The 25,227-nt window shown below is 72.6% G+C and carries 22 protein-coding genes; 2 read left to right on the forward strand and 20 right to left on the reverse strand.

The features are described 5' to 3' along the window. Positions 1-32: 32 nt before the first annotated feature. The 3 genes from H7827_RS06005 to nsdA all read right to left on the reverse strand — a co-directional run bounded on the left by H7827_RS06005 (position 33) and on the right by nsdA (position 3,456). Positions 33-371 (reverse strand): P-II family nitrogen regulator, encoded by a 339-nt coding sequence (locus H7827_RS06005; RefSeq protein ID WP_030738355.1) that lies wholly within the window; start codon positions 369-371, stop codon positions 33-35. Then, positions 368-1,657, reverse strand: a complete 1,290-nt coding sequence (locus tag H7827_RS06010; protein ID WP_432743235.1) for an ammonium transporter — start codon at positions 1,655-1,657, stop codon at positions 368-370. The genes H7827_RS06005 and H7827_RS06010 overlap by 4 nt, the downstream gene beginning before the upstream one ends. Before the next feature lie 323 nt (positions 1,658-1,980). Then, positions 1,981-3,456: a transcriptional repressor NsdA gene (gene nsdA, locus H7827_RS06015; RefSeq protein ID WP_432747943.1), complete on the reverse strand. Its 1,476-nt coding sequence runs from the start codon at positions 3,454-3,456 to the stop codon at positions 1,981-1,983. A gap of 382 nt (positions 3,457-3,838) precedes the next feature. Here nsdA and H7827_RS06020 point away from each other — a divergent pair, with 382 nt between their 5' ends. Beyond that, on the forward strand, positions 3,839-4,528 hold the full coding sequence (locus H7827_RS06020) for a bifunctional DNA primase/polymerase (RefSeq protein WP_432743237.1): 690 nt from the start codon (positions 3,839-3,841) through the stop codon (positions 4,526-4,528). Between the two features lie 90 nt (positions 4,529-4,618). On the opposite strand, the gene ftsY is transcribed toward H7827_RS06020, so the two are convergent. The 5 genes from ftsY to H7827_RS06045 all read right to left on the reverse strand — a co-directional run bounded on the left by ftsY (position 4,619) and on the right by H7827_RS06045 (position 12,605). Next, positions 4,619-5,845 carry a signal recognition particle-docking protein FtsY gene (ftsY, locus tag H7827_RS06025; protein ID WP_432743239.1) on the reverse strand — a complete coding sequence of 409 codons (1,227 nt, stop codon included), beginning with the start codon at positions 5,843-5,845 and terminating at the stop codon, positions 4,619-4,621. A 45-nt stretch (positions 5,846-5,890) separates the two neighbouring features. Further along, entirely contained in the window at positions 5,891-7,315 is a 1,425-nt protein-coding gene (locus H7827_RS06030; protein WP_432743241.1) for a sugar porter family MFS transporter, read from the reverse strand. 117 nt (positions 7,316-7,432) lie between these two features. Next, the gene (locus H7827_RS06035) at positions 7,433-11,524 is read right to left on the reverse strand and encodes an AAA family ATPase (protein WP_432743243.1); all 4,092 of its coding nucleotides are present in this window, start codon (positions 11,522-11,524) and stop codon (positions 7,433-7,435) included. A 226-nt stretch (positions 11,525-11,750) separates the two neighbouring features. Further along, a complete protein-coding gene (locus H7827_RS06040; RefSeq protein ID WP_019435509.1) occupies positions 11,751-11,957 on the reverse strand; it encodes a hypothetical protein in 207 nt (68 codons plus the stop codon). 336 nt (positions 11,958-12,293) lie between these two features. Further along, on the reverse strand, positions 12,294-12,605 hold the full coding sequence (locus tag H7827_RS06045; RefSeq protein ID WP_200363848.1) for an acylphosphatase: 312 nt from the start codon (positions 12,603-12,605) through the stop codon (positions 12,294-12,296). Between the two features lie 134 nt (positions 12,606-12,739). Between H7827_RS06045 and H7827_RS06050 the strand changes: the two genes are divergently transcribed. After that, entirely contained in the window at positions 12,740-13,669 is a 930-nt protein-coding gene (locus tag H7827_RS06050; protein WP_432743246.1) for a CAP domain-containing protein, read from the forward strand. Between the two features lie 38 nt (positions 13,670-13,707). Here H7827_RS06050 and mutM read toward each other — a convergent pair whose 3' ends face one another. The 12 genes from mutM to H7827_RS06110 all read right to left on the reverse strand — a co-directional run bounded on the left by mutM (position 13,708) and on the right by H7827_RS06110 (position 25,020). After that, positions 13,708-14,568, reverse strand: a complete 861-nt coding sequence (gene mutM, locus H7827_RS06055; RefSeq protein ID WP_432743248.1) for a bifunctional DNA-formamidopyrimidine glycosylase/DNA-(apurinic or apyrimidinic site) lyase — start codon at positions 14,566-14,568, stop codon at positions 13,708-13,710. Then, positions 14,561-15,334, reverse strand: a complete 774-nt coding sequence (gene rnc / locus H7827_RS06060) for a ribonuclease III (RefSeq protein ID WP_043178752.1) — start codon at positions 15,332-15,334, stop codon at positions 14,561-14,563. Before rnc ends, mutM begins: the two co-directional genes overlap by 8 nt. A 19-nt stretch (positions 15,335-15,353) precedes the next feature. Then, positions 15,354-15,527, reverse strand: coding sequence for a 50S ribosomal protein L32 (rpmF, locus tag H7827_RS06065; RefSeq protein ID WP_030738386.1), 174 nt, complete (start codon positions 15,525-15,527; stop codon positions 15,354-15,356). A 2-nt stretch (positions 15,528-15,529) separates the two neighbouring features. Continuing rightward, positions 15,530-16,132, reverse strand: a complete 603-nt coding sequence (locus H7827_RS06070; protein WP_107047091.1) for a YceD family protein — start codon at positions 16,130-16,132, stop codon at positions 15,530-15,532. A gap of 164 nt (positions 16,133-16,296) precedes the next feature. After that, positions 16,297-17,352: an ATP synthase F0 subunit B gene (locus tag H7827_RS06075; protein ID WP_432743251.1), complete on the reverse strand. Its 1,056-nt coding sequence runs from the start codon at positions 17,350-17,352 to the stop codon at positions 16,297-16,299. 37 nt (positions 17,353-17,389) lie between these two features. Continuing rightward, positions 17,390-17,863: a pantetheine-phosphate adenylyltransferase gene (gene coaD / locus H7827_RS06080; protein WP_030738395.1), complete on the reverse strand. Its 474-nt coding sequence runs from the start codon at positions 17,861-17,863 to the stop codon at positions 17,390-17,392. A 32-nt stretch (positions 17,864-17,895) separates the two neighbouring features. Beyond that, positions 17,896-18,531, reverse strand: coding sequence for a 16S rRNA (guanine(966)-N(2))-methyltransferase RsmD (gene rsmD, locus H7827_RS06085; RefSeq protein ID WP_432743253.1), 636 nt, complete (start codon positions 18,529-18,531; stop codon positions 17,896-17,898). Between the two features lie 158 nt (positions 18,532-18,689). After that, positions 18,690-19,115 carry a DUF6227 family protein gene (locus H7827_RS06090; RefSeq protein ID WP_386534704.1) on the reverse strand — a complete coding sequence of 142 codons (426 nt, stop codon included), beginning with the start codon at positions 19,113-19,115 and terminating at the stop codon, positions 18,690-18,692. A gap of 110 nt (positions 19,116-19,225) precedes the next feature. Further along, positions 19,226-20,275 (reverse strand): teichoic acid biosynthesis protein C, encoded by a 1,050-nt coding sequence (locus tag H7827_RS06095; RefSeq protein WP_432743255.1) that lies wholly within the window; start codon positions 20,273-20,275, stop codon positions 19,226-19,228. A gap of 117 nt (positions 20,276-20,392) precedes the next feature. Continuing rightward, a complete protein-coding gene (locus tag H7827_RS06100; RefSeq protein WP_432743257.1) occupies positions 20,393-20,920 on the reverse strand; it encodes a hypothetical protein in 528 nt (175 codons plus the stop codon). 107 nt (positions 20,921-21,027) lie between these two features. Continuing rightward, the gene (recG, locus tag H7827_RS06105; RefSeq protein WP_432743259.1) at positions 21,028-23,307 is read right to left on the reverse strand and encodes an ATP-dependent DNA helicase RecG; all 2,280 of its coding nucleotides are present in this window, start codon (positions 23,305-23,307) and stop codon (positions 21,028-21,030) included. Between the two features lie 78 nt (positions 23,308-23,385). Then, positions 23,386-25,020, reverse strand: coding sequence for a DAK2 domain-containing protein (locus H7827_RS06110; protein WP_432743261.1), 1,635 nt, complete (start codon positions 25,018-25,020; stop codon positions 23,386-23,388). Between the last annotated feature and the right edge of the window lie 207 nt (positions 25,021-25,227).

A 25,227-nucleotide genomic window follows, 5' to 3' on the forward strand; every position in this document is an offset into this window, starting at 1 on the left:
CGTCAGGTGGTGCCTTGTCGCGGTGCCCGGTGTCACAGGGCGTCGGGGCCGCGGTCGCCGGTGCGGACCCGTACGGTCGTCTCCACCGGGACGCTCCAGACCTTTCCGTCACCGATCTTGCCGGTGCGGGCGGCCTTGACCACGACGTCGATCAGCTGCTCGGCGTCGTCGTCCTCGGCGAGGATCTCCAGGCGGATCTTGGGGACGAGGTCGACGGTGTACTCGGCACCCCGGTAGACCTCGGTGTGTCCGCGCTGCCGGCCGTAGCCACTGGCCTCGGTGACGGTCATGCCGTGCACGCCGAAGGCCTGGAGGGCCGACTTGACCTCGTCGAGACGGTGCGGCTTGATCACCGCGGTGATGAGCTTCATGCGTCCACCTTCTTCTCACCGGAGGCCGTCTGGGCGGTCGCCGGAACGCTGCTGGCCACGGACACCGAACCGGTGCCGGTCTGGCTGAAGTCGTACCCGGTCTCCGCGTGGTAGACCTGGTCGAGCCCGGCGGTCTCGTCGTCCTCGGTGGCTCGGAAGCCCATGGTGGAGTCGATGATCTTGGCCAGGATCCAGGTGACGACGAAGGAGTACGCCATGACCGCGGCAGCGGCGATGGCCTGGAGGGCGAACTGGGCGAAGCCGCCGGCACCGTCGATGGCCAGGAAGCCGACCATCAGGGTGCCGATGATGCCGCCGAAGAGGTGGACGCCGACCACGTCGAGGGAGTCGTCGAAGCCCAGCTTGTACTTGAGGCTGACGGCCCAGGCGCACACCGCGCCGGCGACCAGGCCGATGAGCAGGGCGCCCATCGGGTTGACGTTGGCGCCGGAGGGGGTGATGGCGACCAGGCCGGCGATCGCGCCGGACGCGGCGCCGAGCGTGGTGTACGCGCCGTGCCGGATGCGCTCGTAGGCCAGCCAGCCCAGGACGGCGGTGCCGGTGGCGACCATGGTGTTGAGGGCCATCAGGGCGGTGGTGCCGTTGGCGGCCAGCTCCGAGCCGGCGTTGAAGCCGAACCAGCCGAACCACAGCAGGGCGGCGCCGAGCATGACCATGGGCAGGTTGTGCGGACGCATCGGGTCCTTCTTGAACCCGACGCGCTTGCCGATCACCAGGACGGCGGCGAGGGCCGCGACGCCGGCGTTGATGTGGACCGCGGTACCACCGGCGAAGTCGATGACCTCGCGCCCGTCGATCTCCAGGCCGCCGATCCAGCCGTTGTCGCCCCAGACCCAGTGCGCGACGGGGAAGTAGACGATGGAGACCCACAGCGCGATGAAGACGGCCCAGGCGCTGAACTTGACGCGCTCGGCCAGGGCACCGCTGATCAGGGCCGGGGTGAGGACGGCGAACATCAGCTGGAACACGGCGAAGGTGAGGAGGGTCTCGGAGCCCTCGACACCGAGCATTCCCTTGAAGCCGATGAAGTCCAGGTTGCCGATGATGCCGCCGCCCTCGCCGTTGACGCTGTCACCGAAGGCGATGGAGAAGCCGTAGAGCACCCACAGCACGCTGGAGATGCCGGTGGCGATGAAGCACATCATGAGCATGTTCAAGGCGCTCTTGACACGGATCATGCCTCCGTAGAAGAAGGCGAGGCCGGGGGTCATCAGCATGACCATAGCGGCACAGATCACCACAAAAGCGATATCTGCTGCTTCCAACGTGAACGTCTCCTCAGAATGACGACCCGTGCGGGCAGGATCTTGGGCGGGTCAGGATGCGCCACAGGCTCTCGGAGGGCCGTTTCCGGTGATGGCCGCCCATGTTTCGCAGGGGTGACGATGAGTAGCCGCATGTTAAGCAGAGATGAAATGGACCTGACCGTCACCACGCCCGTACTACGGTGTGCCGCACTGTCCTCCCGGAGTGCGGACAGGGAACCGGCCGCGGCGGGCCGACCCGGAGAGGACCTGGCGGGAATGCCGGGTCGGGTGCTCCGGGCCGGCCACCGCGGCCGGGGATGTGGAGAGGGCGACGGGCGCGCTCAGCAGGCCCGTACCACCTCGTTTTCCGGGAGTTCCGTGGTCAGCCGCTCGGTCAGACCGCGCACGGCGGACACCTCGCCGAAGTCCCGCAGGGCATTGGCCGAGGTCTTGCGCAGCCGGGTGTTGACCCGCTCCGAACGCAGCCGCCGGGCCAGCGCGATGGCCTGCTCGGCCCGCTCCGCGGCGGCCTCCGGCTCCCGCTCCAGCAAGTGCACGGAAGCCATGCCGATCAGGTTGAGTGCATACGACCGCTGGTGGCCGCCGTTCTCCTTGCCCTCGCACTCCGCCGCGAACAACTGCACCGCGCGCTCCATCTCCGGGCGGGCCAGCGAGACATAAGTGGGGCTGCGTCCGGCGACATAGGCGAGATCGCGGTAGGAGTGGGCGTTCTCCGACTTCAGTTCGGCCTCGGAGAAGAAGCGGATCCACGGCGGGTCCTGGTCGGCCCGGCCCGCCTCCGCGAACGTCTCCTCCGCGGCGCGCGCCGCCCGATGGCACTTGGGCGGGGCCCCCATGGTGGCGTAGGCGCGCGCCTCGATCGCGTAGAGCATCGCCTGGGTACGGGCGGTGGCTCCCTCACGGCTGCCGTACTGCGCGAGGTGGATGAGCTCCAGGGCGTCCTCGGCCCGGCCCAGATGGATCATCTGCCGGCTCATCTGGGACAGGATGAACGCTCCCAGCGGCCGGTCCCCCGACTCCTTGGCGGCGTGCAGCGCGAGGACGAAGTACTTCTGCGCGGTGGGTTGCAGTCCGATGTCGTAGCTCATCCAGCCGGCCAGCTCGGACAGCTCGGCGGTGATGCGGAACAACCGCCTGCGCACCGGCTCGGGGTGGGGCTCCTGGAGCAGGTCCGTGACCTCGTGCAACTGGCCGACGACCGCCTTGCGGCGCAGTCCGCCGCCGCACTGCGCGTCCCAGGCCCGGAATTCGGCGGTGGTGGCCTCCAGCTGTTCCAGCTCGGGCACCGACAGATTTCCGCGCCGCCCATCGGGGCCGGCGGGCGCGGGCAGCGCGATGATCCGGGCGCCGCCGCCCGGGGCCCCGGGGGCGGGTGCTTCGGCGGAGGTGGGCACCAGCCAGCGCTGCATGGGCTCTATCAGCGCGGGGCCCGCCGACATCGACAGCGAGGTGCCCAGGAAGCCGCGCCGGCCCAGCATCAGGTCACTGCGGGAGAACTCGTTGATCAACGCCACCGTCTGCGGGCCGGCCCAGGGCAGGTCGATGCCGGAGACGGCGGCGGACTGGCGGGCGGAGCGCAGCCCCAGGTCCTCGATGCCGACCACGCAGCCGAACCGCTCGGAGAACAGCTCCGACAGGATCCGCGGTATCGGTTCGCGCGGTTGTTCGCCGTCCAGCCAGCGGCGCACCCGCGAGGTGTCGGTGCTGATGTGGTGGGCGCCCAGCTCCCTGGCCCGGCGGTTGACCTGGCGGGCCAATTCGCCCTTGGACCAGCCGCTGCGCTGGAACCAGGACATGAGCCGTTCGTTGGGAACCTTCTCGGAGGTGCCGCCGTCAGTGCCCACAGTTACGCCCCCATTCCGGCCCGCGTGCCGCGCGGGCCGATGGCCGTCGCCTCGCCGTACCGATCTGACGCGCCGTCTGCTGACATCCCGTCTATGAATCTACCGAAAGTAATCCTATGATCACCGACGCGCTGGAGGTGCAGCGGGTAATCGCCACCATTCGCCACCCCTCCGATTGAACCTATTGCCCAGCGTGCGCGCTTCACTGATACGGGGGATGCACGGCCTCGGGCGGAAGGAAGCACAGCGGGGGCGCGCGCTGCGCAGAACGTGCTCCCCCCGGTCTCAGCCCGACGATCGTAACTATCCGTATACCCGACCCGTTGGAGAGTGCATGGGCTTCACGATCGACGGACTGCGGGAGATCCGGGAGCTGCGGCTGACGGCCAGGTTGCCGCGCCGGCTGGTCCGGAACCCGGTCCGGATGGCGGTCGCCGAGTACACCGGCCTGTGGGGTTGGGACGTAACGCCGGGTGCGCGCGCCGTGCGGCGCGGGCCCGGTCCCGGGCGCCCCGAGTGCTCCTGCGGACGCGCCGACTGCGCCTCCCCGGGCGCCCATCCGCTCAGCGCCGGCCTCACCATCGCGGCGGGCAGCTCACTGCGCCAGGCCATGGCCGACTGGGACCGTACCCCCGGCGCCACCGCCCTGCTGCCCACCGGACGCGACTTCGACGTCATCGAGGTGCCGCGCGGACCCGGCCGTCGTGCCCTGCTGCGTCTGGAACGCATCGGGCTGCCGCTGGGGCCGGTCGCCGAGGCGCCGCACGGTCGCGTGTGGTTCTTCGTCGCGCCCGGCGCCGCCGCCGAGCTCCCCCACCTGCTGTACCGGATGGGCTGGGACGACGCCCTGCCCCAGCTGCGCTGTCTGGGACCCGGGGGGCACATCACGGCGCCGCCGTGTGAGCACGGCGGGCTGGGCCCGGTGCGCTGGCTGCGCCCGCCGAATCTGGAGAGCTCCGCACCACCACCGGCCCGGCTGCTGATCGGCGCGCTGGCGTACGTGTGCCACCGCGCCGCCGGCTGACCCACCACCCGGGGCGGGGCGGGCCCGGCGGGCCGGCCCGTCCCCGGTCGCCGGCTCCGGCCTGGCGCCGGCCCGCGAGATGCAGGTCCTTCAGCCGATCAGCGCGTCGACGAACGCCTCGGGCTCGAACGGCGCCAGATCGTCCGCTCCCTCCCCCAGCCCCACCAGCTTCACCGGCACCCCCAGCTCCCGCTGCACGGCGATCACGATGCCGCCCTTGGCGGTCCCGTCCAGCTTGGTCAGCGCAATCCCGGTGATGTCGACGACCTCGGAGAAAACCCGCGCCTGCACCAGGCCGTTCTGGCCGGTGGTGGCGTCCAGGACCAGCAGCACCTCGTTGACCGGGCCCTGCTTCTCCACCACCCGCTTCACCTTGCCCAGCTCGTCCATGAGGCCGGTCTTGGTGTGCAGCCGGCCCGCGGTGTCCACCAGCACCACGTCGGCGCCCTCCGCGATCCCCTCCTTGACGGCGTCGAACGCCACCGAGGCGGGGTCACCGCCCTCCGGGCCGCGCACCGTGCGGGCGCCCACCCGCTCGCCCCAGGTGCCCAGCTGCTCGGCGGCCGCGGCACGGAAGGTGTCGGCGGCGCCGAGCACCACCGACTTGCCGTCCGCGACCAGCACCCGGGCGAGCTTGCCGGTGGTGGTGGTCTTGCCGGTGCCGTTGACCCCCACGACCAGCACCACGGCGGGGCGCTCCTCGCCCTCCACCGAGACGCCGCCCTCGGTGTGCACCGCGCGGTCCAGGTCGGGACCGATGACCGCGAGCAGTTCCTCGCGCAGCAGCGCGCGCAGTTCCTCGGGGGTGCGGGTGCCCAGCACCCGCACGCGCTCCCGCAGCCGTTCCACCAACTCCTGGGTGGGCGTCACGCCGACGTCCGCGGAGAGCAGGGTGTCCTCGATCTCCTCCCAGGTCTCCTCGTCCAGCCGCTCCCGGGAGAGCAGGCTGAGCAGCCCCTGACCGAGCGCCGATTGCGAACGTGAGAGCCGGGCCCGCAGCCGTACGAGGCGGCCGGCGGTGGGCTCGGGGGTCTCCAGCGGCGGCGCGGGGGGCGGAGGGGCGACGGGCGGCAGCACCACGTCCTCGACCGTGTGCCGGGCCTCCTCGGTCGTCGCGGGCTCCGCCTCGTCGCCCAGTTGCGGCTCGGTGGGCGGCGCGGTGCCTGTGCCTGTGGCGCCACCGGTGCCGGTCCCGGTGTCGGTGCCTTCCTCCTTCGTCCGGGGCAGCGCCTTCTTGCGGCGACTGCCGACGACCAGCCCCGAGATCGCGGCGATGGCGACCAGAGCGATGACTACGACGAGAATCACGGTTTCCATAACGCGACTCAGTATCGCGGATGGCCCCCGCCACCGGCGCGGGACTCAGCCCATCTCCTCCAGAGTCTTCCCCTTCGTCTCCGGGACGCACAGCCACACGAAGGGGATCGAGAGCAGGGCGAAGACCGTGTACATGACGTACGCACCGGACAGGTTCCAGTCCGAGAGCGAGGGGAAACTCTGGCTGACGGCGAAGTTGGCGACCCACTGCGCGGACGCCGCCACGCCGAGCGCGGCGGCCCGTACCCGCCCGGGGAACATCTCGCCCAGCAGCACCCACACCACCACACCCCACGACAGGGCGAAGAAGAGCACGAAGCCGTGCGCCGCGATCAGCGCCGCCGTGCCCTGGACGTGCGGCATGTGGATGGCGTCCCCGCTGCCGGTGCGGAAGGAGAACGCCCACGCCGCCACACCCAGCGACACCGCCATCCCCACCGAGCCGACGAGCGCCAGCGGTTTGCGGCCGACCCGGTCCACGAAGAGCATCGCGATCACGGTGCCGGCGATGTTGATGATGGAAGTGGTGAAGGAGTAGAAGAACGAGGCGTCGGGGTTGACGCCGACCGACTGCCACAGTGAGTTCGAGTAGTAGAAGATCACATTGATGCCCACCAGTTGCTGGAAGAGGGACAGCCCGATGCCGATCCAGACGATCGGCAGCAGCCCGGCCCGGCCACCGAGCAGGTCCCGCCAGCCGGACTTGTGCTCACCGTGGATCCCGGCGGTGATCTCGGCGACCCGGGCCTTCAGATCGGTGCCTTGGGCCTCCACGTCGGCGAGCACACGGGTGGCCTCGGCGTGGCGCCCGCGCAGGATCAGATAGCGCGGCGACTCCGGGATGCGCAGCGACAGCAGCCCGTACGCCAGCGCCGGCAGCACCTCGATGCCCAGCATGATCTGCCACGCCTCCAGCCCCAGCAGCCGGCCGCGCTGATCACCGTTCGCGAGGGTGACCACGCCCCAGTTCACCAGCTGGGAGACCGCGATACCCAGCACGATCGCGCCCTGCTGGAACGAGGCCAGCCGGCCGCGGTACTCCGCCGGGGAGACCTCGGCGATGTAGGCCGGCGCGATCACCGAGGCCATCCCGATCGCGACCCCGCCCACGACCCGCCACAACGCCAGGTCCCAGACCGCGAACGGCAGCATCGAACCGAGACCGCTGATGAAGAACAGCACCGCGGCCAACTGCATCACTTTGATCCGGCCGATCCGGTCCGCCAGCCGACCCGCGATCATCGCGCCGAGTGCCGCGCCAAGCAGCGCGATGGCGACGACCGTGCCCAGCGTTCCGGAGGCGACCCCGAATCTGCCTCTGATGCCCTCCACCGCGCCGTTGATGACGGCGGAGTCGTAGCCGAAGAGAAAGCCGCCCATCGCGGCAGTGGCGGCGATGAAGACGACGAAGGTCAGATGCGGCGGCCGGCCCTGGCGGGCCTGGTGTTCCGCCGAGGCGGTACTGGTCACGGCACGTCTTTCCGGAGCGGGCCGACGGCACCCGCGCCGTCGGCCACGAACGACACTGTCGCCATCAAGTCCCGCACACTCGCGCCGATCCCACCACCCGGGGAGACCCGCCGCAGGTCAGCCCAGGCGCTGGCTGATCACCTTCGAGACGCCGTCGCCCTGCATCGACACGCCGTACAGCGCGTCGGCGACCTCCATGGTCCGTTTCTGGTGAGTGATCACGATCAGCTGAGAGCTGTCCCGCAGCTCCCGCATGATGCGGATCAGCCGCTGGAGGTTCGTGTCGTCCAGCGCCGCCTCCACCTCGTCCATCACGTAGAAGGGGCTGGGGCGCGCCTTGAAGATCGACACCAGTAGCGCCACCGCAGTCAGCGAACGCTCACCGCCGGACAGCAGGGACAGCCGCTTCACCTTCTTGCCCGGCGGCCTGGCCTCCACCTCCACGCCGGTGGACAGCATGTCGGCGGGATCGGTGAGGACGAGCCTGCCGTCGCCGCCGGGGAACAGTCGCGAGAAGACCCCCTCGAACTCCCGGGCCGTGTCGTGGAACGCGTCCGTGAACACCTGCTCGACGCGCTCGTCGACCTCCTTGATCAGCCCCAGCAACTCGGTCCTGGTCTTCTTCAGGTCCTCCAGCTGCTCGCTGAGGAACTGGTGCCGCTCCTCCAGCGCCGCGAACTCCTCCAGCGCCAGCGGATTGACCTTGCCCAGCTGCTTGTACGCGCGCTCGGCAGCCTTGAGGCGCTTCTCCTGCTCCCCGCGCTGGAAGGGGCGCGGCTGGTTGCGCGGATGCGCGGGATCGTCCGGCAGCGTCTCGCCCTCGGCGGGCGGGGAGGGCGGCACCGGCTGATCCGGACCGTACTCCGCGAGCAGCGCCTCGGGTTCGACGCCCAGTTCCTCCAGCGACCGTTCTTCCAGCTGGCGGATCCGCAGCCGCTTCTCCGCGCCGAGGACCTCGCCCCGGTGTACGGAGTCGGTGAGCTTGTCGAGTTCCGCCTTCAGTTCGCGCCCGGCGGCGCGGGCGGTGGACAGAGCGCTCTCCTTGGCCGCGCGAGCCGTCTCGGCGGCGGCACGGTCCTGCTCGGCGCGGGTGAGCGACGCCTCGACGTGGGCGAGCAGCTGGGCGGCGCCGTCGGCCACCGCGGTGGCGACGGCCACCTCGTGGCGCAGCCGGGCGCGCCGCTGCTCGGCGCGGGCCCTGGCCTCGCGTTCGGCGCGGGCGCCGCGGTCCAGGGCGTCCGCCCGGCCGGCCAGCGCCTTGACACGCTCCTCGTGGGTGCGGACCTGGAGCCGGGCCTCCATCTCGGTCTGCCGGGCGTTGGCGCCGTCGGCGGCCAGCCGGTCGCGCGCGGTGGTGTCGGGGTCCTCGTCGTCCTGCGCCGCGTCCTCGCGGACGGCCAGCCGTTCGGCCAGTTCCTCGGCCTGCGCGGTCGCGCTCTCCAGGGCCTCGCGGGCGCGGGCCACGGCGGCGGCGGAGCGCTCGGCCTCGCCCGCGGCGGCGCGGGCGGCGCCGGCCAGCCGGCCCAGGTCCTGGCCGACGCGGGACCGTTCGCGCTCGGCGGTGGTCAGGCGGCGGCGCAGGTCCTCGGCTTCCGCCGCCCGCTCCCGGCGTTCGGCCTCGGCCGCCGTGCGGGCCCGGGTCAGTTCCTCGCAGTGGGTCTCCAGCTCCCGCAGCCGGGCGGCGGTCTCGTCCACCGACGCCTGGACCTCCAGCAGGCTGGGGGCGGTGGCCGAACCTCCCTGGGCGAGACCGCGGCTGAGCACATCGCCCCCGGCGGTGACGGCCGTGAGTTCGCCGGCCCCGGCCAGCAGGTCCGCCGCGTCGTCGAGGCCGGCGACCACGACGGTGTCGCGCAGCAGCCAACGGACGGTGGCGAGGATGTCCTCGGGCCCGTCCACGAGATCGGCTGCGGCGCGGCGGGCGGTGGGATCCGTTCCTTCGACAGCCCGGGCCGGGGGTGTGCCGGGGCCGGGGCCTGCGCCGGAGCGGGCGGTGGGCAGCGCCCCGCCGCGCGGCTGCCCGGGGGCGTGGTCGCGCCGCGCCTGGTCCTCGGCGAGGGCGGCCCGGACGGCCGGCCCCCCGGTCGGCCCGGCACCGGCCGCGACGGCACGCTCGGCGCCGCCCGGCCCCTGTCCGCCCCCGGGGCGCTCCGGTCCTCCGGCGGGCCCGGCGGCGGTGGGTGCGGTGGGCGGGCCGCCCGCGACCCGGCCGGCCGGGGGTTGCTCCCGCTCACCCACGGGGTGCCGTTCACCCGACTCCATGGGGTGCGGGGCCGATGTCCTCGATGCCTCACCGGCAGGGGCTCCGACGGTGGGGTGTCGCGGGGCGGCGCGGGGCGGGCCGGCCGGACCGCCAGGAGCCCGGAGGCCGCCCGCGGTGGGGCCGGGGTGTTGTCCGGCCAGGTCCCCGGGCCGCGCGGCGGCGGAGTCTCCGTGCTCCCCGCCGGCGTCTTCGATGGGCCGTGGGGCCCGCGCCGCGGGCACGGCCTTCGGCGTCGTGACCAGGAGGGCGGCGCGCCCGGCGTTGGTGGTGCGGAGCAGTTTCAGCGCCTCGACCGCCGTGCCGGGTCCGTCCACCGCGATGGCGTCGGCGGCGGCGCCGAGAGCGGCGGCGACCGGCACTTCGTAGCCGGGGGTGACGGTGAGCAGTTCCGCGGCGGGGCCCAGGACTCCGCCAAGGGTGTCCGCCGCCGCCAGCAGCGCGCCGGAGCCGTCCTTGCGGCGCAGTCCGAGGGAGAGCGCTTCGTGGCGGGCGTCGAGGGCGGCGCGTTCGCGTTCGGCGAGGGTCAGGGCGTCCCTCGCCGCGCTCAGGGCGGCGTCCGCCGCGGCGAGGCGTTCCCCTGCGCGCTCGTGCTCGGCGGCCAGTTCACCGTCCCCGGCGTCCCTCCCCGCCACTTCGTCGCCGAGTGTCCGGTGTTCGTTCCGCGCGCTCTCCGCGCGGAGCGTCGCGTCCTCGTGCGCGGCGGTGAGCCGGTCGATCTCCGCCTGGGCGGCGGCGGCCCTGCTGCGCGCGGCGGCGGCCTGCCCGTGCAGCCGGGCCAGCCCCTCGCGGCGGTCGGCGACGGCGCGGGCGGCGTCACGCAGGCGGCGTTCCTCGGCTGCCAGCTCCCTTTCCAGCCCCGCGCGGTGCTCGACGGTGTCCTCCAGGGCACGCCCCGCGGCCTCCAGGGCGGCTTCGAGTTCGGCTTCCTGTTCCCTGATCCGTGCCGCCTCGCGCGCCATGTCCTCCGGGTCGCGGCCACGGCGTTCCTCCGGCTGCCCGCTCCCCGCGCTGGCGATCCGGGCCTGGGCCAGGGACCGGGTGCCGCGTACGCGCTCGGCCAGCTGGGAGAGTTCGTACCAGGTCTGCTGGGCGCCCTGGAGCCGCGGCGTGAGGGCTCTCACTTCCTCCTCCAGCGCGGTCTCGGCCCGCGCCGCCTCCCGCAGCCGCTGCTCCGCCGTCTCCTTGCGCTCCTTCAGGGCGCTCTCGTCCGCGATCTCGGCAGCCAGCGCGCGGCGCTGCGTCGTGAGTTCGTCGGCCAGCAGTCGCAGCCGGGCGTCGCGCAGGTCGGCCTGGATCACGGCCGCGCGACGTGCGACGGCGGCCTGCCGGCCCAGTGGTTTGAGCTGGCGGCGCAGTTCGTCGGTGAGGTCCTGGACCCGGGCGAAGTTGGCCTGCATCGCGTCGAGCTTGCGCAGGGCCTTCTCCTTGCGCTTGCGGTGCTTGAGGACGCCGGCCGCCTCCTCGATGAAGGCGCGGCGTCCGGCGGGGTCGGCGTGCAGTACGGAGTCGAGTTGCCCCTGCCCGACGATGACGTGCATCTCGCGGCCGATGCCGGAGTCGGAGAGCAGGTCCTGGACGTCCAGCAGGCGGCAGGTGTCGCCGTTGATCTGGTACTCGCTGCCGCCGTTGCGGAACATGATGCGGTTGATCGTGACTTCGGCGTAGTCGATGGGCAGCGCGCCGTCGGCGTTGTCGATGGTGAGGGAGACCTCGGCGCGGCCCAGCGGCGGGCGGCCGGTGGTCCCGGCGAAGATGACGTCCTCCATCTTCCCGCCGCGCAGGGATTTGGCGCCCTGTTCGCCCATGACCCAGGTCAGCGCGTCCACCACGTTGGACTTGCCCGACCCGTTGGGACCCACCACACAGGTGATGCCGGGTTCGAAGCGCAGCGTGGTGGCCGAGGCGAAGGACTTGAAGCCGCGCAGGGTCAGGCTCTTGAGGTGCACGCCGTCGGACTTTACTCCCCGGCCTTACCTGATTGGCCGTTTCGACGCGGGGGATGGGGGGCACATCAGTAGTTGAGCCAACGCGGTCCGTAGGCCGGCCGGGAGGCGGCCGGGTACAGAGCAGAACAGCAGAAGTGGTCCGCACATGACGAAGGGACGCCGAAGCGTCCCTCGCATGATCCGCAGGCGGTGAGTGAGCCGTGGTGCCCTGCCCTCATCCTTGAGGTCAGGTCAGAGCGGGCTCCGCCTTGTGCACATCGATGCCGTCGAGCACCGGGTCGCTGTGCCGAGTGGCGGCGGCCAGCGCGTCGTTCTCCGCCTGTACCCGCAGAAGCTGCGTCTCCAGGTCCTGTACGCGCTGCTGAAGCCGTCGCATCTCGGCAAGGACACGGGGGTCCGAGCCACCGATGTGACCGAGAAGCGCCTTTGCCATGATGGATGGTCCTCCACACTGAGTGACCGACCGAAGCCGTGGTAGGTCGTGAGGGATAACGCCCGCGGTGGGTGTTCGACACCCTGTTCTCAAGGCCACATAGCTGAGATGCGCGGGGATTTCAGAGTCTCACCAAAAAGTGGGACGGTCAACACGATCACACCGCGTATCGCCGGGGGTGCCGGGCCCACGAAGACCGGACACCGCCGGGGGGCGGGGCGCTCGCACGGGGCGCCGACGCGTACACCGACCGGTGATCGGTTGGCAGCCTTGCACGTGGGGGCGGGGTTGGCAACCACTTTCCGGCACCGGACCCGCTTCGTGTCGATCACCCGATCAGCGGATGGCGAAGTCGGGGTAACGGTCCCGGGGTGTGTCCCAAATCTCGGTGACGCCGTCCACCCTGCCGGGCGTGTCGCCGGCCCTGGCCCACTCCAGCAGTCGCTCGCAGCGTTCCCGGGGCCCCTCGGCCACGATCTGGACCCGGCCGTCGGCGAGGTTCGAGGCGAATCCGCGCAGCTCACCGATGGCGAGCGCCTGCGCCCGGGTGTACCAGCGAAAGCCCACTCCCTGCACGTGGCCGCGCACCCATGCCGTCATCCGGACGGGCTGGGACGGGTCGTTTTCGTGGGGTGTGGGTTCCTTCATGTGACGCACGCTATCCGGCCATCCGCACACGGGGCAGCCACGCCGCGCTCACGATGCCGTAAAGTCACGCCGCAGTAACGACCACTCGTTCGAGTGATCTTTAAGTTGTCGAGTTGACGAGGACGGTGCCACCGATGGGTCGCCATCGCCGCTCAGCGCACACCCCAACACCCCTTCCCGCCCCGCGCGAGGAAGACGGACACCGGGGCACGCACCGCAGAAAGAGCCCCGCCCGCGCCGGCCTGCTGGGCGCTTCCGCCGCGCTCACCGTGGGGGCCATGGCCGTCGGCTCCGGACTGCTGCCCGGCATGGCGGACCGCTTCACCCTGACGGACTCGGACGATCTCCAGGCCCGCCCCGGCCCCACCGAGGACCGGCTGATCCTCGGCTCCCCCTCCTCCTCCCCCACCCTGGAGCGCGGCGCGGCCGCTGAGGAGCGCGAGGAGGCCGCCAGCCGCGGACAGGGACGCACCGCGACTCCCGAGGACTCGGCCCCGTCGCAGGACGAGGAGAGCGAGCCGCAGAGCGAGGAACCGTCCGCCGAGCCCTCTTCCGAGGCCCCCGCCGAGGAGCCCAGCCCTTCGGCGACGCCGGAGACCGCGGAGCCCGACCCGACCACGCAGGCGCCGCAGCCCACCCAGAGCACTCCCGCACCCGATCCCGAGCCCTCCCCGTCCCAGGACGCCGCCTCCGCCCAGGCCGACGCCGTGCTGCGCCTGGTGAACGAGGAACGCGCCAAGGCCGGCTGCCGGCCCCTGGTCCGCGACGCCGCGCTCGCCACCCTGGCCACCGACTTCAGCCGGGACATGGCCCAGCGCGGCTACTTCTCCCACACCGACCCCGACGGCCGCACCCCCTGGGACCGCGCCCAGGCGGCCGGCATAGCGAACATGGGCGGCGAGAACATAGCCCGCGGCCAGCAGGACGCGCAGGCCGTCATGGACTCGTGGATGAACAGCGAGGGTCACCGCGCCAACATCCTCAACTGCGACTTCACCACCCTGGGAGTCGGCGTCCACCTGGGCGACGGCGGCCCCTGGTGGACGCAGAACTTCGGCTACTGAGCGGGGCCGCGGACCCCGGCCGGCTCCCGCGCCGTGCGTCAGAGGACCGAGGTCGGCCTGCGCTGGCAGCGGGGGCAGAAGTAGCTGGAGCGGTTCATCCACGGGCGGCGCCGGATGGGCGTGCCGCAGCGGCGGCACGGCTCGTCCTCGCGCCCGTACGCGTCCAGCGAGCGGTCGAAGTACCCCGACTCGCCGTTCACATTCACGTACAGGCTGTCGAAGCTGGTGCCGCCCTGCGCGAGCGCCTCGTTCATCACCTCACGGATGTGGGTGACCAGCTCGGCCGTACGCGGCCGGGTCAGCGAGGCCGTGGGCCGCTCGTAGTGCAGCCGGGTGCGCCACAGCGCCTCGTCCGCGTAGATGTTGCCGACCCCGCTGATCAGCGACTGGTCGAGCAGTGCCCGCTTCACGGTGGTGCGCCGGCGGCGCAGCGCCGCGTGGAAGGCGTCCTCGTCGAAGGCGGGGTCCAGCGGATCGCGGGCGATGTGCGCGATCACGTCCGGCAACCCGTCGGCCGTCACCGGATGCAGTGACAGGCCTCCGAAGGTGCGCTGGTCGACGAACCGCAGCTCGCCCTCGCCCGGGTCGGTGAACGTCACCCTGATCCGCAGATGCCGCTCGTCCGGTGCCGTCGCCGGCTGGATCAGCAACTGGCCGCTCATGCCCAGATGGGCCAGTACGGCAAGCTCGCCGTCCGCCAGCGGCAGCCACAGATACTTGCCGCGCCGCCGCACCGCCGCCACCCGGGCGCCGGCCAGCCGCGCGGCGAAGTCCTGCGCGCCGAGCTGGTGACGGCGTACGGCGCGCGGGTGCAGGGTCTCGACCGTGGCGATGACGCGGCCACTGACCCAGCGGTCCAGGCCACGCCGTACGACCTCGACCTCCGGCAGCTCAGGCAACGGACCGCCCCGGTGCCGGGCCGTCCCCGCCGCGGCGTACCGCCGCCGCGCGGATCTCCCGCCAGGCCGTCTCCGCCGCCTGCTGCTCGGCTTCCTTCTTGCTGCGGCCGGTGCCGGTGCCGTAGGTCTCGCCACCCACGCGGGCCGCAGCGGTGAAGGTCTTCTCGTGATCGGGCCCGGCCTCGTTGATCACGTACTCGGGAACGCCGAGGCCCTCGGCCGCGCTCAGCTCCTGAAGGCTGGTCTTCCAGTCGAGACCGGCGCCCAGCTTCGCGGAACGCTCGATCACCGGGTCGAACAGCCGGTGCACCATCTCGTCGGCGGCCTCCAGGCCCCGGTCGAGATAGACGGCGCCGATGACCGCTTCCAGGGTGTCGGCGAGGATCGACGCCTTGTTCCGGCCGCCGGTCCCCTCCTCGCCCCGCCCCAGCCGTACGAACGCGCCCAGATCCAGGCCGCGCGCCACATCGGCGAGCGCCCTGGCATTGACGACGGCCGCGCGCAGCTTGGCCAGCTGCCCCTCGGCCAGTTCGGGATAGGTGCGGTACAGCGTGTCGGTGACGATCACCCCGAGCACCGAGTCCCCGAGGAACTCAAGACGCTCGTTGGTGGGCAGACCACCGTTCTCGTACGCGTACGAACGATGGGTCAGCGCACGCACCAGAAGGGCGGACTCCAGCTGATAGCCGAGCCGCCCTTCCAGAACCGCGTGGGACGAGGCCACTTCCGCCGACGCCTGGGTCTTGGACCGATGGGCGTGAGACATGGAGCCTGTCACCCGCCGATCAGACGTCGATGACCTGACGGCGGTTGTACGTGCCGCAGTTGGGGCACGCGATGTGCTGCAACCTCGGCTCCTGGCAGCGCTCGCAGCTCACCAGGTTCGGGGCAGTGGCCTTCCACTGCGACCGGCGGTGGCGCGTGTTGCTGCGCGACATCTTCCGCTTAGGAACAGCCACGGCTACTTCTCCTGTGGATCGTCCCCGCGGGTGCGGGGTGTCTTCTTGTGGTCCGCGGGCGTGTAGTCCCGCAGTGCCGCCCAACGGATGTCGACGGCAGCGTCGTGATGGTGCTCCGGGTCCTCCGCGAGCCGTGCTCCGCATTCGGGGCACAGACCCGGGCAGTCCTCGCGGCACACCGGTTGCAGTGGCAGCGACAGCACCACCGCGTCCCGCAGTACGGGTTCGAGGTTGACCAGGTCATCCTCGAGGAAGAGCCGCTCCTCGTCCTCGGCGTCGTCGCCCGGCTCCGCGGAGCGGATCCAGTCACCGGCGTCGGGGTAGGAGAACAACTCCTGGAACTCCGCCTCGGCCTCTTGGGCCAGTGGCTCCAGACACCTTACGCACTCCCCCGCCAGCGGTGCACGGGCGGTACCGGTGACCAGTACCCCCTCCATGACCGATTCCAGCCGAAGATCCAGCTCCAGCGGAGCGCCTTCCGGCACTCCGATCACCTCGATGCCCAGGCCCTGGGGGGCCGCGACACTGCGGGTGATCCGCTTCAGCACACCGGGACGCCGCCCCAGCTCGCGGGTGTCGAACACCAGCGGGGCACGGTGGTCCAAGGGGGCGTTCAGGGCTCTCTGCTTTCTACGGGGCAGGACAGGACGTGAGGGGCGCGACCCGGTGAAATGGGCCGGCGGGCAGCCGTGATCACTGATGCGGTACGGCCGAAGAGACAGCATACGTCACGGTCGGCGCCCCTCCCAATCGGCGGTCTGCGGGCAGCTCAGGGGCGTTCCTGCTCGTAACGGCGCAGTTGCTCGGGGTCGATTATCCCGGTGTCGAAGAAGCTCGTCTCGTCCAGCGTTCCCGAGCCCTGGTAGCCGAGCGCGGGCTGCTGGTAGCCGTAGCCGGCCGCGTCCTGCCCCTGGCCCTGCGGCCGGCCCTGGCCCGCGGCGTAGGGGTCCGCCGGGTAGCCGCCGGCCGGGCCGTACGGGTCCTGGCCGTAGCCACCGGCGCCGTAGCCGCTCTCCCGCGCGTAGGCGGCGGTGTCCTGGGCCGCGTACGGCGCGGGCTCCGCCGCGGGCTGCTGCGGATAGCCGGGCTCACCGCCGCCGCCCGGGCCATCGGCGCTGCCGGGCGCGGTCATGCCCAGGTAGCCGTAGGTGTCCTGCTCGGTGTCCCGGGGGCCGTAGTACGCGCCGGCGTCCGGCACCGTACCGGCGCTGTCCTGCTGCGCGACGTGCTCGGCCAGCTCGTCGATGGGACGGTGCCCGGTGAGCTTGCGCCGCCCGCGGCCGACCGCCTCCAGGGTCTTGCGCAGCACCGCCTCGATCGCGGCGAACTGCGCCTCCACATAGGCGTCCGCCTGCTGCGGCAGATCGCCGCCCGGGTCCCGGTCGGGGCCCAGCAGCTTGTCACGGCCGCGCTCCACCGAGCCGATGGTCTTGCCCAGGACGACCTCGAAGTTGGCGAGCTTGCTGTCGACGTAGTCGTCGGCCTCGGCCTTGATCTCGTCGGCCTCCTGGCGGGCCCGGTCCAGCAGCTGGGCGGCCTCGGCCCGGGCCCGCTGCACGATCTCGGTGCTCTCGACGAGGGAGCCGCGCTCGGCGTGCGCGGCCTGCAGGATGCGCTGGGCCTCCTGCTGGGCGTCGGCGACGACGGCCTCCCGGTCGCCCAGCACCTCCTGGGCCTGGGCGAGGGAGCCGGGCAGGGCCTCGCGCACCTCGTCCAGCCGGGCCAGCAGGTCGGCACGATGGATCACACAGGACGCCGACATGGGCATGCTCTTGGCGCCGCGCACCGTGTCGACGATCTCATCCAGTTTCTGCGTAACGTCCACGGGTTGACTGTACGGCCAACGGCGCGCGGCGGTGGGCTCAGGCCAATTTGCGTTCCAGGGCCCGCATCACGGGGTCGGGGACGAGGTGGGAGACGTCGCCGCCCCAGGTGGCGACCTCCTTGACCAGGCTGGAGGAGAGGAAGCTGTAGGTGGGGTTGGTGGGCATGAACAGGGTCTCCACACCGGTGAGACCGTTGTTCATCTGCGCCATCTGGAGTTCGTAGTCGAAGTCGCTGACGGCCCGCAGTCCTTTGACGATGGCGGGAATGTCGTGCTGCTTGCAGTAGTCCACCAGCAGGCCGTGGAAGGCGTCGACGCGCACATTTCCGAACTCCCGGGTGCACTCACGGATGAGCTCGACGCGTTCCTCGGTGGTGAACAGGCCCTTCTTCGACTTGTTGATCATCATGGTGACGTGCACCACGTCGTAGAGCTTGGAGGCACGGCCGATGATGTCGAGATGGCCATGGGTGATGGGGTCGAAGGACCCCGGACAGACGGCGCGGCGCAACGGTGACTCCTCGGGCTGTGGTGGGGTTCCGGTCATGACCGGTCGCTGTCGTGCTCGGTCCCGGGTTGTGGCGCGTACGCCTGCCCGGGCCGCTCCTCGGTCCCCGCGGCGAGCCGGCCGTACCACAGGGTGCCCTCGCCGTAGCGGCGCGAGCGCAGGGCGGTGAAGCCGGCGGGCCAGGAGAAGGGGCCTCCTCTGGTACCGCGCTCCACGGTGGCGAGCGCGTCCTCGGCGAGCCAGCCCTCCGCACGGAGTGTGAGGAGGATCTCGTGGAGTTCGGCGTCGGTCACCGCGTAGGGCGGGTCGAGGAAGACCAGGTCGTAGGGGTCCTCGGGGGCCGGGCCCCGGACGACGGCCTCGGCGCGCCCGGTGCGCAGTTCGGCGCCGGGCAGGGCGAGGTCGCGGATGTTGGCGCGGATGGTGCGGGCCGCGCGGGCGTCGGCCTCGGTGAGCAGCGCGTGGGCCGCGCCCCGGGAGAGCGCCTCCAGGCCGACGGCGCCGGAACCCGCGTACAGGTCCAGTACCCGGGCGCCGTGCAACGGCCCCCACAGGGCGGTCCAGGTGGAGAAGAGTCCTTCCCGGGCCCGGTCGGAGGTGGGCCTGGTGCCGCCGCCCGGCGGTACGGCCAGCCGCCGCCCGCCGGCGGTCCCGGCGATCACGCGGGTCATCACGGTCCTTCGCGGCGCTCGGTCATCAGCTGTCACGCACCACGCTATACGTGGCGGTGCGCCGGCCGTGCGCCGAGGTGGGGCGTGGGGAGGTGGACGTGGTGGACCGGGAGCGCGGGCGGCGGGACGGGGCGGGGACCGGGGCGCGGCGCGTCGGCTCAGCCGGCGGCGGCCAGCGCGTGGGCGTGGCGGCGTGCGGCGCGTCCGGCGGCCACCTCGTCGCGGTAAACCTCGCAGACCAGGCGGCGGTCGGGGGTGAGGTCGTGCTCCAGCTCGTAGAGGCACAGTTCGCTGTCGTCGGCCAGGAGGAAGGCGTGCTCGTACACGGAGCACCAGCGGCGGTGCTCCCCCGGCACGGCGGAGCGGGGCTCGGGCAGCCGCTCGATGCCGTAGCCGCGGGCGCCGAGCAGCAGGCGCAGGATGTCCTCGCCCGGCCGGTCGGCGTTCTCCGCGCGCCCCAGCAGGCGCCGTGCGTGCCGGGAGGAGTCCTGTCCGGGGTAGCCGCGCGGGGCGGGTACCTCGATGTCCAGCACCGTGAAGGTCTCGGCCACCGTCGCGGCGGCCGCTTCGTGCTGGTCGGTCATGGCGGAATCCTCCCGGTACGACGGCTGGTTTCAGTCCCCGCGCGCACACAACGTAATGCCATGACTGCGTGCTGGGGAGGGTTTTGGGGAAACCGGATCGGTCGCCCGCGTCACTGGGGTTTGTCGTAGACGCTGAACCGGCGGGCGCCGGAGGCTCCGGAGGCGAACCCCAGGCACAGCCGGCGCGGGTTGCTCAGCCGGATGGCCACGCCCTCGGGCTCGCGGAAGCTCAGCGAGTACGCGGCCTCGGTGCGCGAGCGCTGGGTGACGGTGCCGGTGCTCAGGTCGAGGCGGGTGAGGTAGGTGTTGCCGCGGCCCGAGGGCGGGTTGCTGCCGCTCTCGGACGTGTAGGAGGTGCCGGTCATCTGGTAGGCGTGCTCGCCGAGCACGGCGAAGCCCTGGAAGACCTCGGAGTCGGAGACACCGGCCTGCGGGACGTCGTGGAGGGCGGTGAACCGGCCGGCCTTGACGTCGGCGAGGTTCATCAGCCGGTAGCGGGCGACGCCGCTCAGCCGGTAGCGGAGCAGCAGCAGCTGGTTCAGGTTGTCGATGGACACCTGGTTGCTGGTGGAGCCGGGCACCGGGCGGATCTTGGCGAGCGAGGAGGCATCGCTGTCGAGGACGGTGCCGTTGGCGAACCGGAAGCGGCTCAGGGCCCGGCCGTACCCGGAGGAGGGGTTGGCGTCGGACTCGGTCCACAGCCAGGGGGTGGCGCCGGCGTGCTCGACGCCGATGGCCACGCCGTGGCCGAAGCCCCGCAGGTACATGTGGCCCAGCTTGGTGCCGGCCAGGGTGAGCTTGGTGATGCACAGGTCGCCGCGGGCGGCGCGGTCGGCTCCGGAGACGGCGGCGGACTCGCCGGACAGCCGCAGACCGCCCTGCATCACCTGGATCGCGTAGAGGTGACCGTTGACGTCGTCGAAGGCGAAGGACTGCATCACGGTGACGTTGTGCAGCGTCTGCTCGCGGATCCACCGCTCGGCGGGTACGGAGAGGTTGAACGTGCCGCCCGCGGCGGTGGCGCTCACCCCGTCGCCCGCGGCGGCGAAAGCCGGACCGCTCAGGGCCAGACCGGTGGCGCCGGTGACGGCCGCTGCCCCCGCCCCGAGGACGAAACCGCGCCGGTTCAGCTGTGCCGCGCCCTGCTTGCCGCGTGCCATAGAGCGACCAACTCCTCGAGGAAAATGCCGTGTTGGCTCGAGACCGAACACCGCCACCGTAGTACGCGGTGGCGGTGTCCGCTCCAGCCGTGCCGGTCGGTCGGTGGGTCGGTGGGATTACGAGGCGGTGCCCGCCGCCGGCTCCTGCGCCGCCCCGAGCATCGCGGGCGAGGCGTAGCGGGACCAGGACAGGCAGCCGTCCGGCGGGCAGTGCTCGGAACGGCGCGGGTCATGGCCCAGCTCGCGCAGCTTGGTGCGTACGGAGTCGGGGGTGCGCCCGAAGCGCGCCGCGATCCGGGCGATGGTCTCCCCGGCGTGGAACCGCTGGGTCAGATCCTCCTCGTGCTGGGGTATCCAGGGGGCGCCGTGCCCGGGGAACAGTTCCCGCAGGATGTCCCGGTCGGGGATCGGCTCGGCCACGTCGGCGGCCAGCGCCAGGGCGCGCAGTCCGCGGTTGAGGGCGATGCGCAGGGTGGGCACATCGGCCAGGGGCATGGTCAGGGAGCCGCCGGCCAGCGGCGTCAGGGGCGCCGCCTCCCGCCAGCCGGTCAGGGTCAGGGTCACGGTGATGTCGTCGTCGCTCGCCAGCTCGACGCGGAAGATCTTGTCGCCGAGCGGCAGTTCGTTGATGTGGCGGAATGCCATCAGACAACCCCCAGTGGTCCGACCGCCCGCAATCCCGGATGGATTGCCGCGGACTGGGTCCATTCTCCCAGCGACCACTGACAATTCCGGGGGCGCCGGATGCGGCCTCAGCCCTTGTCGAGGTACTCCTCGCGGTCGGAGTCCAGCAGCGCGTCGAGGGCGGCGCGCAGTTCGGGGGCGGCCTCCAACGTGGGGTCGGCGGCGACCAGCGCGGTGGCCTCGGCGCGGGCGGCGGCGATGATCTCCTCGTCCTCGATGACCGCCAGCATCCGCAGGCTGGACCGGCCGCCGGACTGCGCCTGCCCCAGAACGTCGCCCTCCCGGCGCTGTTCGAGGTCGATCCGGGAGAGTTCGAAGCCGTCCTGGGTACCGGCCACCGCGTCCAGCCGGGAGCGGGCCGGGCTGCCCTCGGGTGCCTCGCTGACCAGCAGGCACAGTCCGCCGGCGGTGCCGCGCCCGACCCGGCCGCGCAGCTGGTGCAGCTGGGAGACGCCGAACCGGTCGGCATCCATGATCACCATCACGGTGGCGTTGGGCACGTTCACGCCGACCTCGATCACCGTGGTGGCCACCAGCACCTGGGTCTCACCGGCGGAGAACCGGCGCATCACCTCGTCCTTGGCGTCCGGGGCCATCCGGCCGTGCAGGCTCTCCACGGCGAGCCCGGACAGCGGTCCGCCGCGCAGCTGCCCGGCGATGTCCAGGACCGCCAGCGGTGGCCGCCGGTCGCCGTCGGCGCCGCCCGCGGCCGCGTCCTCCCCCGCTCCCGTGTCCTCGTCCGGCTCGGCCGCCTTCCTCGTCTTCTTCGGGCCCGGGGCGTCCTTGGGGTCCTCGTCGCCGATGCGCGGGCACACCACGTACACCTGGTGGCCGGCGGCCACCTCCTCCCGTACCCGTTCCCAGGCCCTGGACAGGAAGTGCGGCTTGTCGCGGGCGGGCACCACGTGGCTGAGGATCGGGGCACGCCCGGCGGGCAGCTGGTCCAGGACCGAGGTCTCCAGGTCCCCGAAGACGGTCATGGCCACGGTGCGCGGGATCGGGGTGGCGGTCATCACCAGCAGATGCGGCGGGCGGTGGCCCTTGCCGCGCAGGGCGTCACGCTGCTCCACGCCGAACCGGTGCTGCTCGTCGACCACCACCAGGCCCAGATCGTGGAACTTCACCACGTCCTCGATCAGCGCGTGGGTGCCGATCACGATGCCCGCCTCGCCGGTGACGGCCTCCAGCAGGGCGCGGCGGCGGGCGGCGGCGCCCATGGATCCGGTGAGCAGGGTGACGCGGGTGCCGTGTTCGGCGCCGCCGATCAGGCCGCCCTCGGCGAGGTCGCCCATCATCTCGGTGATGGACCGGTGGTGCTGCTGGGCCAGGACCTCGGTGGGGGCCAGCAGCGCGGACTGCCCCCCGCTGTCGGCGACCGCGAGCATGGCCCGCAGCGCCACCAGCGTCTTGCCGCTGCCGACCTCGCCCTGGAGCAGCCGGTGCATGGGGTGTTCGGTGGCCAGGTCGGCGAAGATCTCCGCACTGACCGTGCGCTGGCCCTCGGTGAGGGTGAAGGGCAGCCGGGCGTCGAAGGCGGTCAGCAGGCCGTCCCCGGCCGGGCGGCGGGCGGTGGCGGGCAGCTGTCCCTCGCTGTGCCGGCGCCGGGCGAGGGCGACCTGGAGCACGAAGGCCTCGTCCCACTTCAGCCGGGCGGTCGCGGCGGCGATGTCGGCCTTGGTCCGGGGGCGGTGCACCTTCTCGAACGCCTCGGGCAGCTCGATCAGGCCGCGTTCGCGGCGCAGCGCCGCGGGCAGCGGGTCGATGAGCCCCGCCCAGCCGGAGGCGGCCAGCGAGTCGAGCACCAGGGTGACGGCCTTGGCGAGCTTCCAGGACTCCAGTTGCTTGCAGGCGGGATAGAGCGGCAGCAGCCGGCCGGCGAACTCGCGGGCCGCGGCCGTACCCGCCTCCGGTACGTCCCCGCCGTCGGCGGCCAGCAGTTCGTAGGCGGGGTGGGCCAGCTGGAGCTTGCGGTTGAAGACGGAGACCTTGCCGGCGAACATGCCCCGGCGGCCGGGCACCAGCTCGCGCTTGTGGTGGTGGACGCCGCGGCCGAAGAAGACCAGCTGGAGCCGTCCGCTGCCGTCGGTGAGGGTGACCTCCAGGCGCTGTCCCTTGCCCCGGTTGAACGTGTGGCTGCGGGCGTCGGCGATCTCGGCGACGACGGTCACGTGTTCGTCCAGCGGCAGTTCGGCGAGCCGGGTCAGCTCGCCGCGTTCGGCGTAGCGGCGGGGGTAGTGGTGCAGCAGGTCGCCGACGGTCCGCAGATCGAGGTGGTCGGCCATCACCTTGGCGGTGGTGCCGCCGACGACCTTGGCGAGGGGTTCAGACAGCGCGGTCACGCTGCCCATTGCACACCATGGGGCTGACATCGCCGGCGGTGGCCGGGCCCGGGGGGCCTGTTCCGGGCCCGCCACGGCGGCGGGCGGCTACTCGACGCCGATCAGCAGCGGGGCGGCCTGCCGGCCCTGGTAGACGACGGTGTCCACGCCGAGGTGGCCGCGGCGCACCTGGCGTTCCAGCCGGTCGGCGAGTACGGCGGGGGTGTGCTCGCCCAGCACCAGGGTGACCAGCTCGCCGCCGGCCGACAGCATCCGGGCGAGGAGTTCGGCGGCGACCCGTTCGGTGTCCGCGCCGATCACCGCGACGTCGCCGTCGATCAGGCCGAGGACGTCACCGGCCTGGCAGATGCCCCCGGCGGTCCAGTACTCGCGCTCGGCGACGGTGACCTCGCCGAAGCGGGTGGCGCCGGCGGCGGAGGTCATGGCGACCACGTCCTCGTCGAAGCGGCGTTCGGCGGCGTGCACCGCGAGCGCCGCCAGGCCCTGCACCGGGGAGCGGGTGGGGATGACGGCGACCCGGATGCCGCGCTCGCGGGCCTGCTCCGCCGCGGCGGCCGAGACGTGCCACAGGGTGCCGTCGTTGGGCAGCAGCACGATCTCCCGGGAGCCTGCGCGGTCGATCGCCGCGGCCAGTTCGTCGCTGGCGGGGGTCATACCGGGCCGTACGGTCAGGGCGGTGGCGCCGGCCTCGGTGCACAGGGCGGCCAGGCCGTCGCCTGGCATCACGCACACCACGGCGCGCTCGGCGGCGCCGGGCCTGGCGGGGGTCGCGGTGGCCAGCTGGGTGATCCGGATGTGGTGCGGACGGCCGGCCTCGATGCCCGCCTCGACGGCGGGGCCGGGGCGGTCGGTGTGCACGTGGACGTTCCACAGGCCCTCGCCGCCGACGATCACCAGCGAGTCGCCGAGGCCGTCCAGCGCGCGGCGCAGGGCGGGGACGGCGGCGTCCTCGGCGTCCAGCAGGTAGATCACCTCGTAGCCGCCGCCCGCGCACCCGGGGGTCCCGGCGGTGTCCCCCGCCGTGCCGTGCCGGTGTCCGGCGGGGCGGCCCAGGCCGTGGTGCGGCAGGAGGTCGGGGGCGCGGCCGGAGAGCGCGGCGTCCAGGGCGTCCAGCACGGTGACCAGGCCGGAGCCGCCGGCGTCCACGACCTGGGCGCGGGCGAGGACGTCCAGCTGCGCCGTGGTGGCGGCGAGCGCGGCGCGGGCGCCCGCGCAGGCGGCGGCGGTGACCTGCGCGGGGTGCCGGCCGGTGGCGTGCTCCGCGGCGTCCGCGGCGGCGGCGGCGACCGTGAGCATGGTGCCCTCCACGGGGTGGCTGACCGCCTCGTAGGCCAGGGTGGCGGCGCGGCGCAGCGCGCGGCGCAGGGCGTCGGCGTCCCCGCCGGGCGCGGCGGCCAGTTCCTGGGCCATGCCGCGCAGCAGCTGGGCGAGGATGGTGCCGGAGTTGCCGCGGGCGCCGATCAGGGCGCCGCGGGCCATGGTGCGTACGGTCTGCGCGAGGTCGTCCCCGGCTCCGGCGCCGCCACCGGCATCGCCGTCGTGCGCGGCCTGGGTCAGGGCGCGGTCGGCGGACTCCATCGTGAGGTAGAGATTGGTGCCGGTGTCCGCGTCCGGGACGGGGTAGACGTTGATGGCGTCGATCTCCGCGCGGTCCCGGCCCAGGGTGTCCAGCGCGATCCGGCACCAGCGCCGCACCGCGTCGGCGTCCAGCGGTTGCGGCACGGTGGTGACCTCGGCTCTCTCCTCGGCGGTCGGCGGGGTGCAGCTTATGCGGACCAGGGCTGATTTCTCCGTTCGGGAAGCCCCGGGGTATGCTGCTGCGGTTGCTCGGTACGGGTGTTCTCCCGGTTGTCGGGCACATCCCCGAGGGTCCTGGCCCCGGGATCCCACATTCGTTTCCGTCACTCCGCGTAAGCGGGGTTGACCTGT

This window comes from Streptomyces sp. JH002 (assembly GCF_050916115.1).
Taxonomy (GTDB): domain Bacteria; phylum Actinomycetota; class Actinomycetes; order Streptomycetales; family Streptomycetaceae; genus Streptomyces; species Streptomyces xiamenensis.

Coding starts and splice junctions, on each gene's coding strand:
- H7827_RS06090 (WP_386534704.1), bottom strand. CDS start 19,115: ATGACCGACCAGCACGAAGCGGCCGCCGCGACGGTGGCCGAGACCTTC.
- H7827_RS06100 (WP_432743257.1), bottom strand. CDS start 20,920: ATGGCATTCCGCCACATCAACGAACTGCCGCTCGGCGACAAGATCTTC.
- nsdA (WP_432747943.1), bottom strand. CDS start 3,456: ATGTCCTGGTTCCAGCGCAGCGGCTGGTCCAAGGGCGAATTGGCCCGC.
- H7827_RS06045 (WP_200363848.1), bottom strand. CDS start 12,605: ATGAAGGAACCCACACCCCACGAAAACGACCCGTCCCAGCCCGTCCGG.
- H7827_RS06040 (WP_019435509.1), bottom strand. CDS start 11,957: ATGGCAAAGGCGCTTCTCGGTCACATCGGTGGCTCGGACCCCCGTGTC.
- rsmD (WP_432743253.1), bottom strand. CDS start 18,531: ATGACCCGCGTGATCGCCGGGACCGCCGGCGGGCGGCGGCTGGCCGTA.
- H7827_RS06020 (WP_432743237.1), top strand. CDS start 3,839: ATGGGCTTCACGATCGACGGACTGCGGGAGATCCGGGAGCTGCGGCTG.
- H7827_RS06095 (WP_432743255.1), bottom strand. CDS start 20,275: ATGGCACGCGGCAAGCAGGGCGCGGCACAGCTGAACCGGCGCGGTTTC.
- recG (WP_432743259.1), bottom strand. CDS start 23,307: ATGGGCAGCGTGACCGCGCTGTCTGAACCCCTCGCCAAGGTCGTCGGC.
- H7827_RS06050 (WP_432743246.1), top strand. CDS start 12,740: ATGGGTCGCCATCGCCGCTCAGCGCACACCCCAACACCCCTTCCCGCC.
- H7827_RS06005 (WP_030738355.1), bottom strand. CDS start 371: ATGAAGCTCATCACCGCGGTGATCAAGCCGCACCGTCTCGACGAGGTC.
- rnc (WP_043178752.1), bottom strand. CDS start 15,334: ATGTCTCACGCCCATCGGTCCAAGACCCAGGCGTCGGCGGAAGTGGCC.
- ftsY (WP_432743239.1), bottom strand. CDS start 5,845: ATGGAAACCGTGATTCTCGTCGTAGTCATCGCTCTGGTCGCCATCGCC.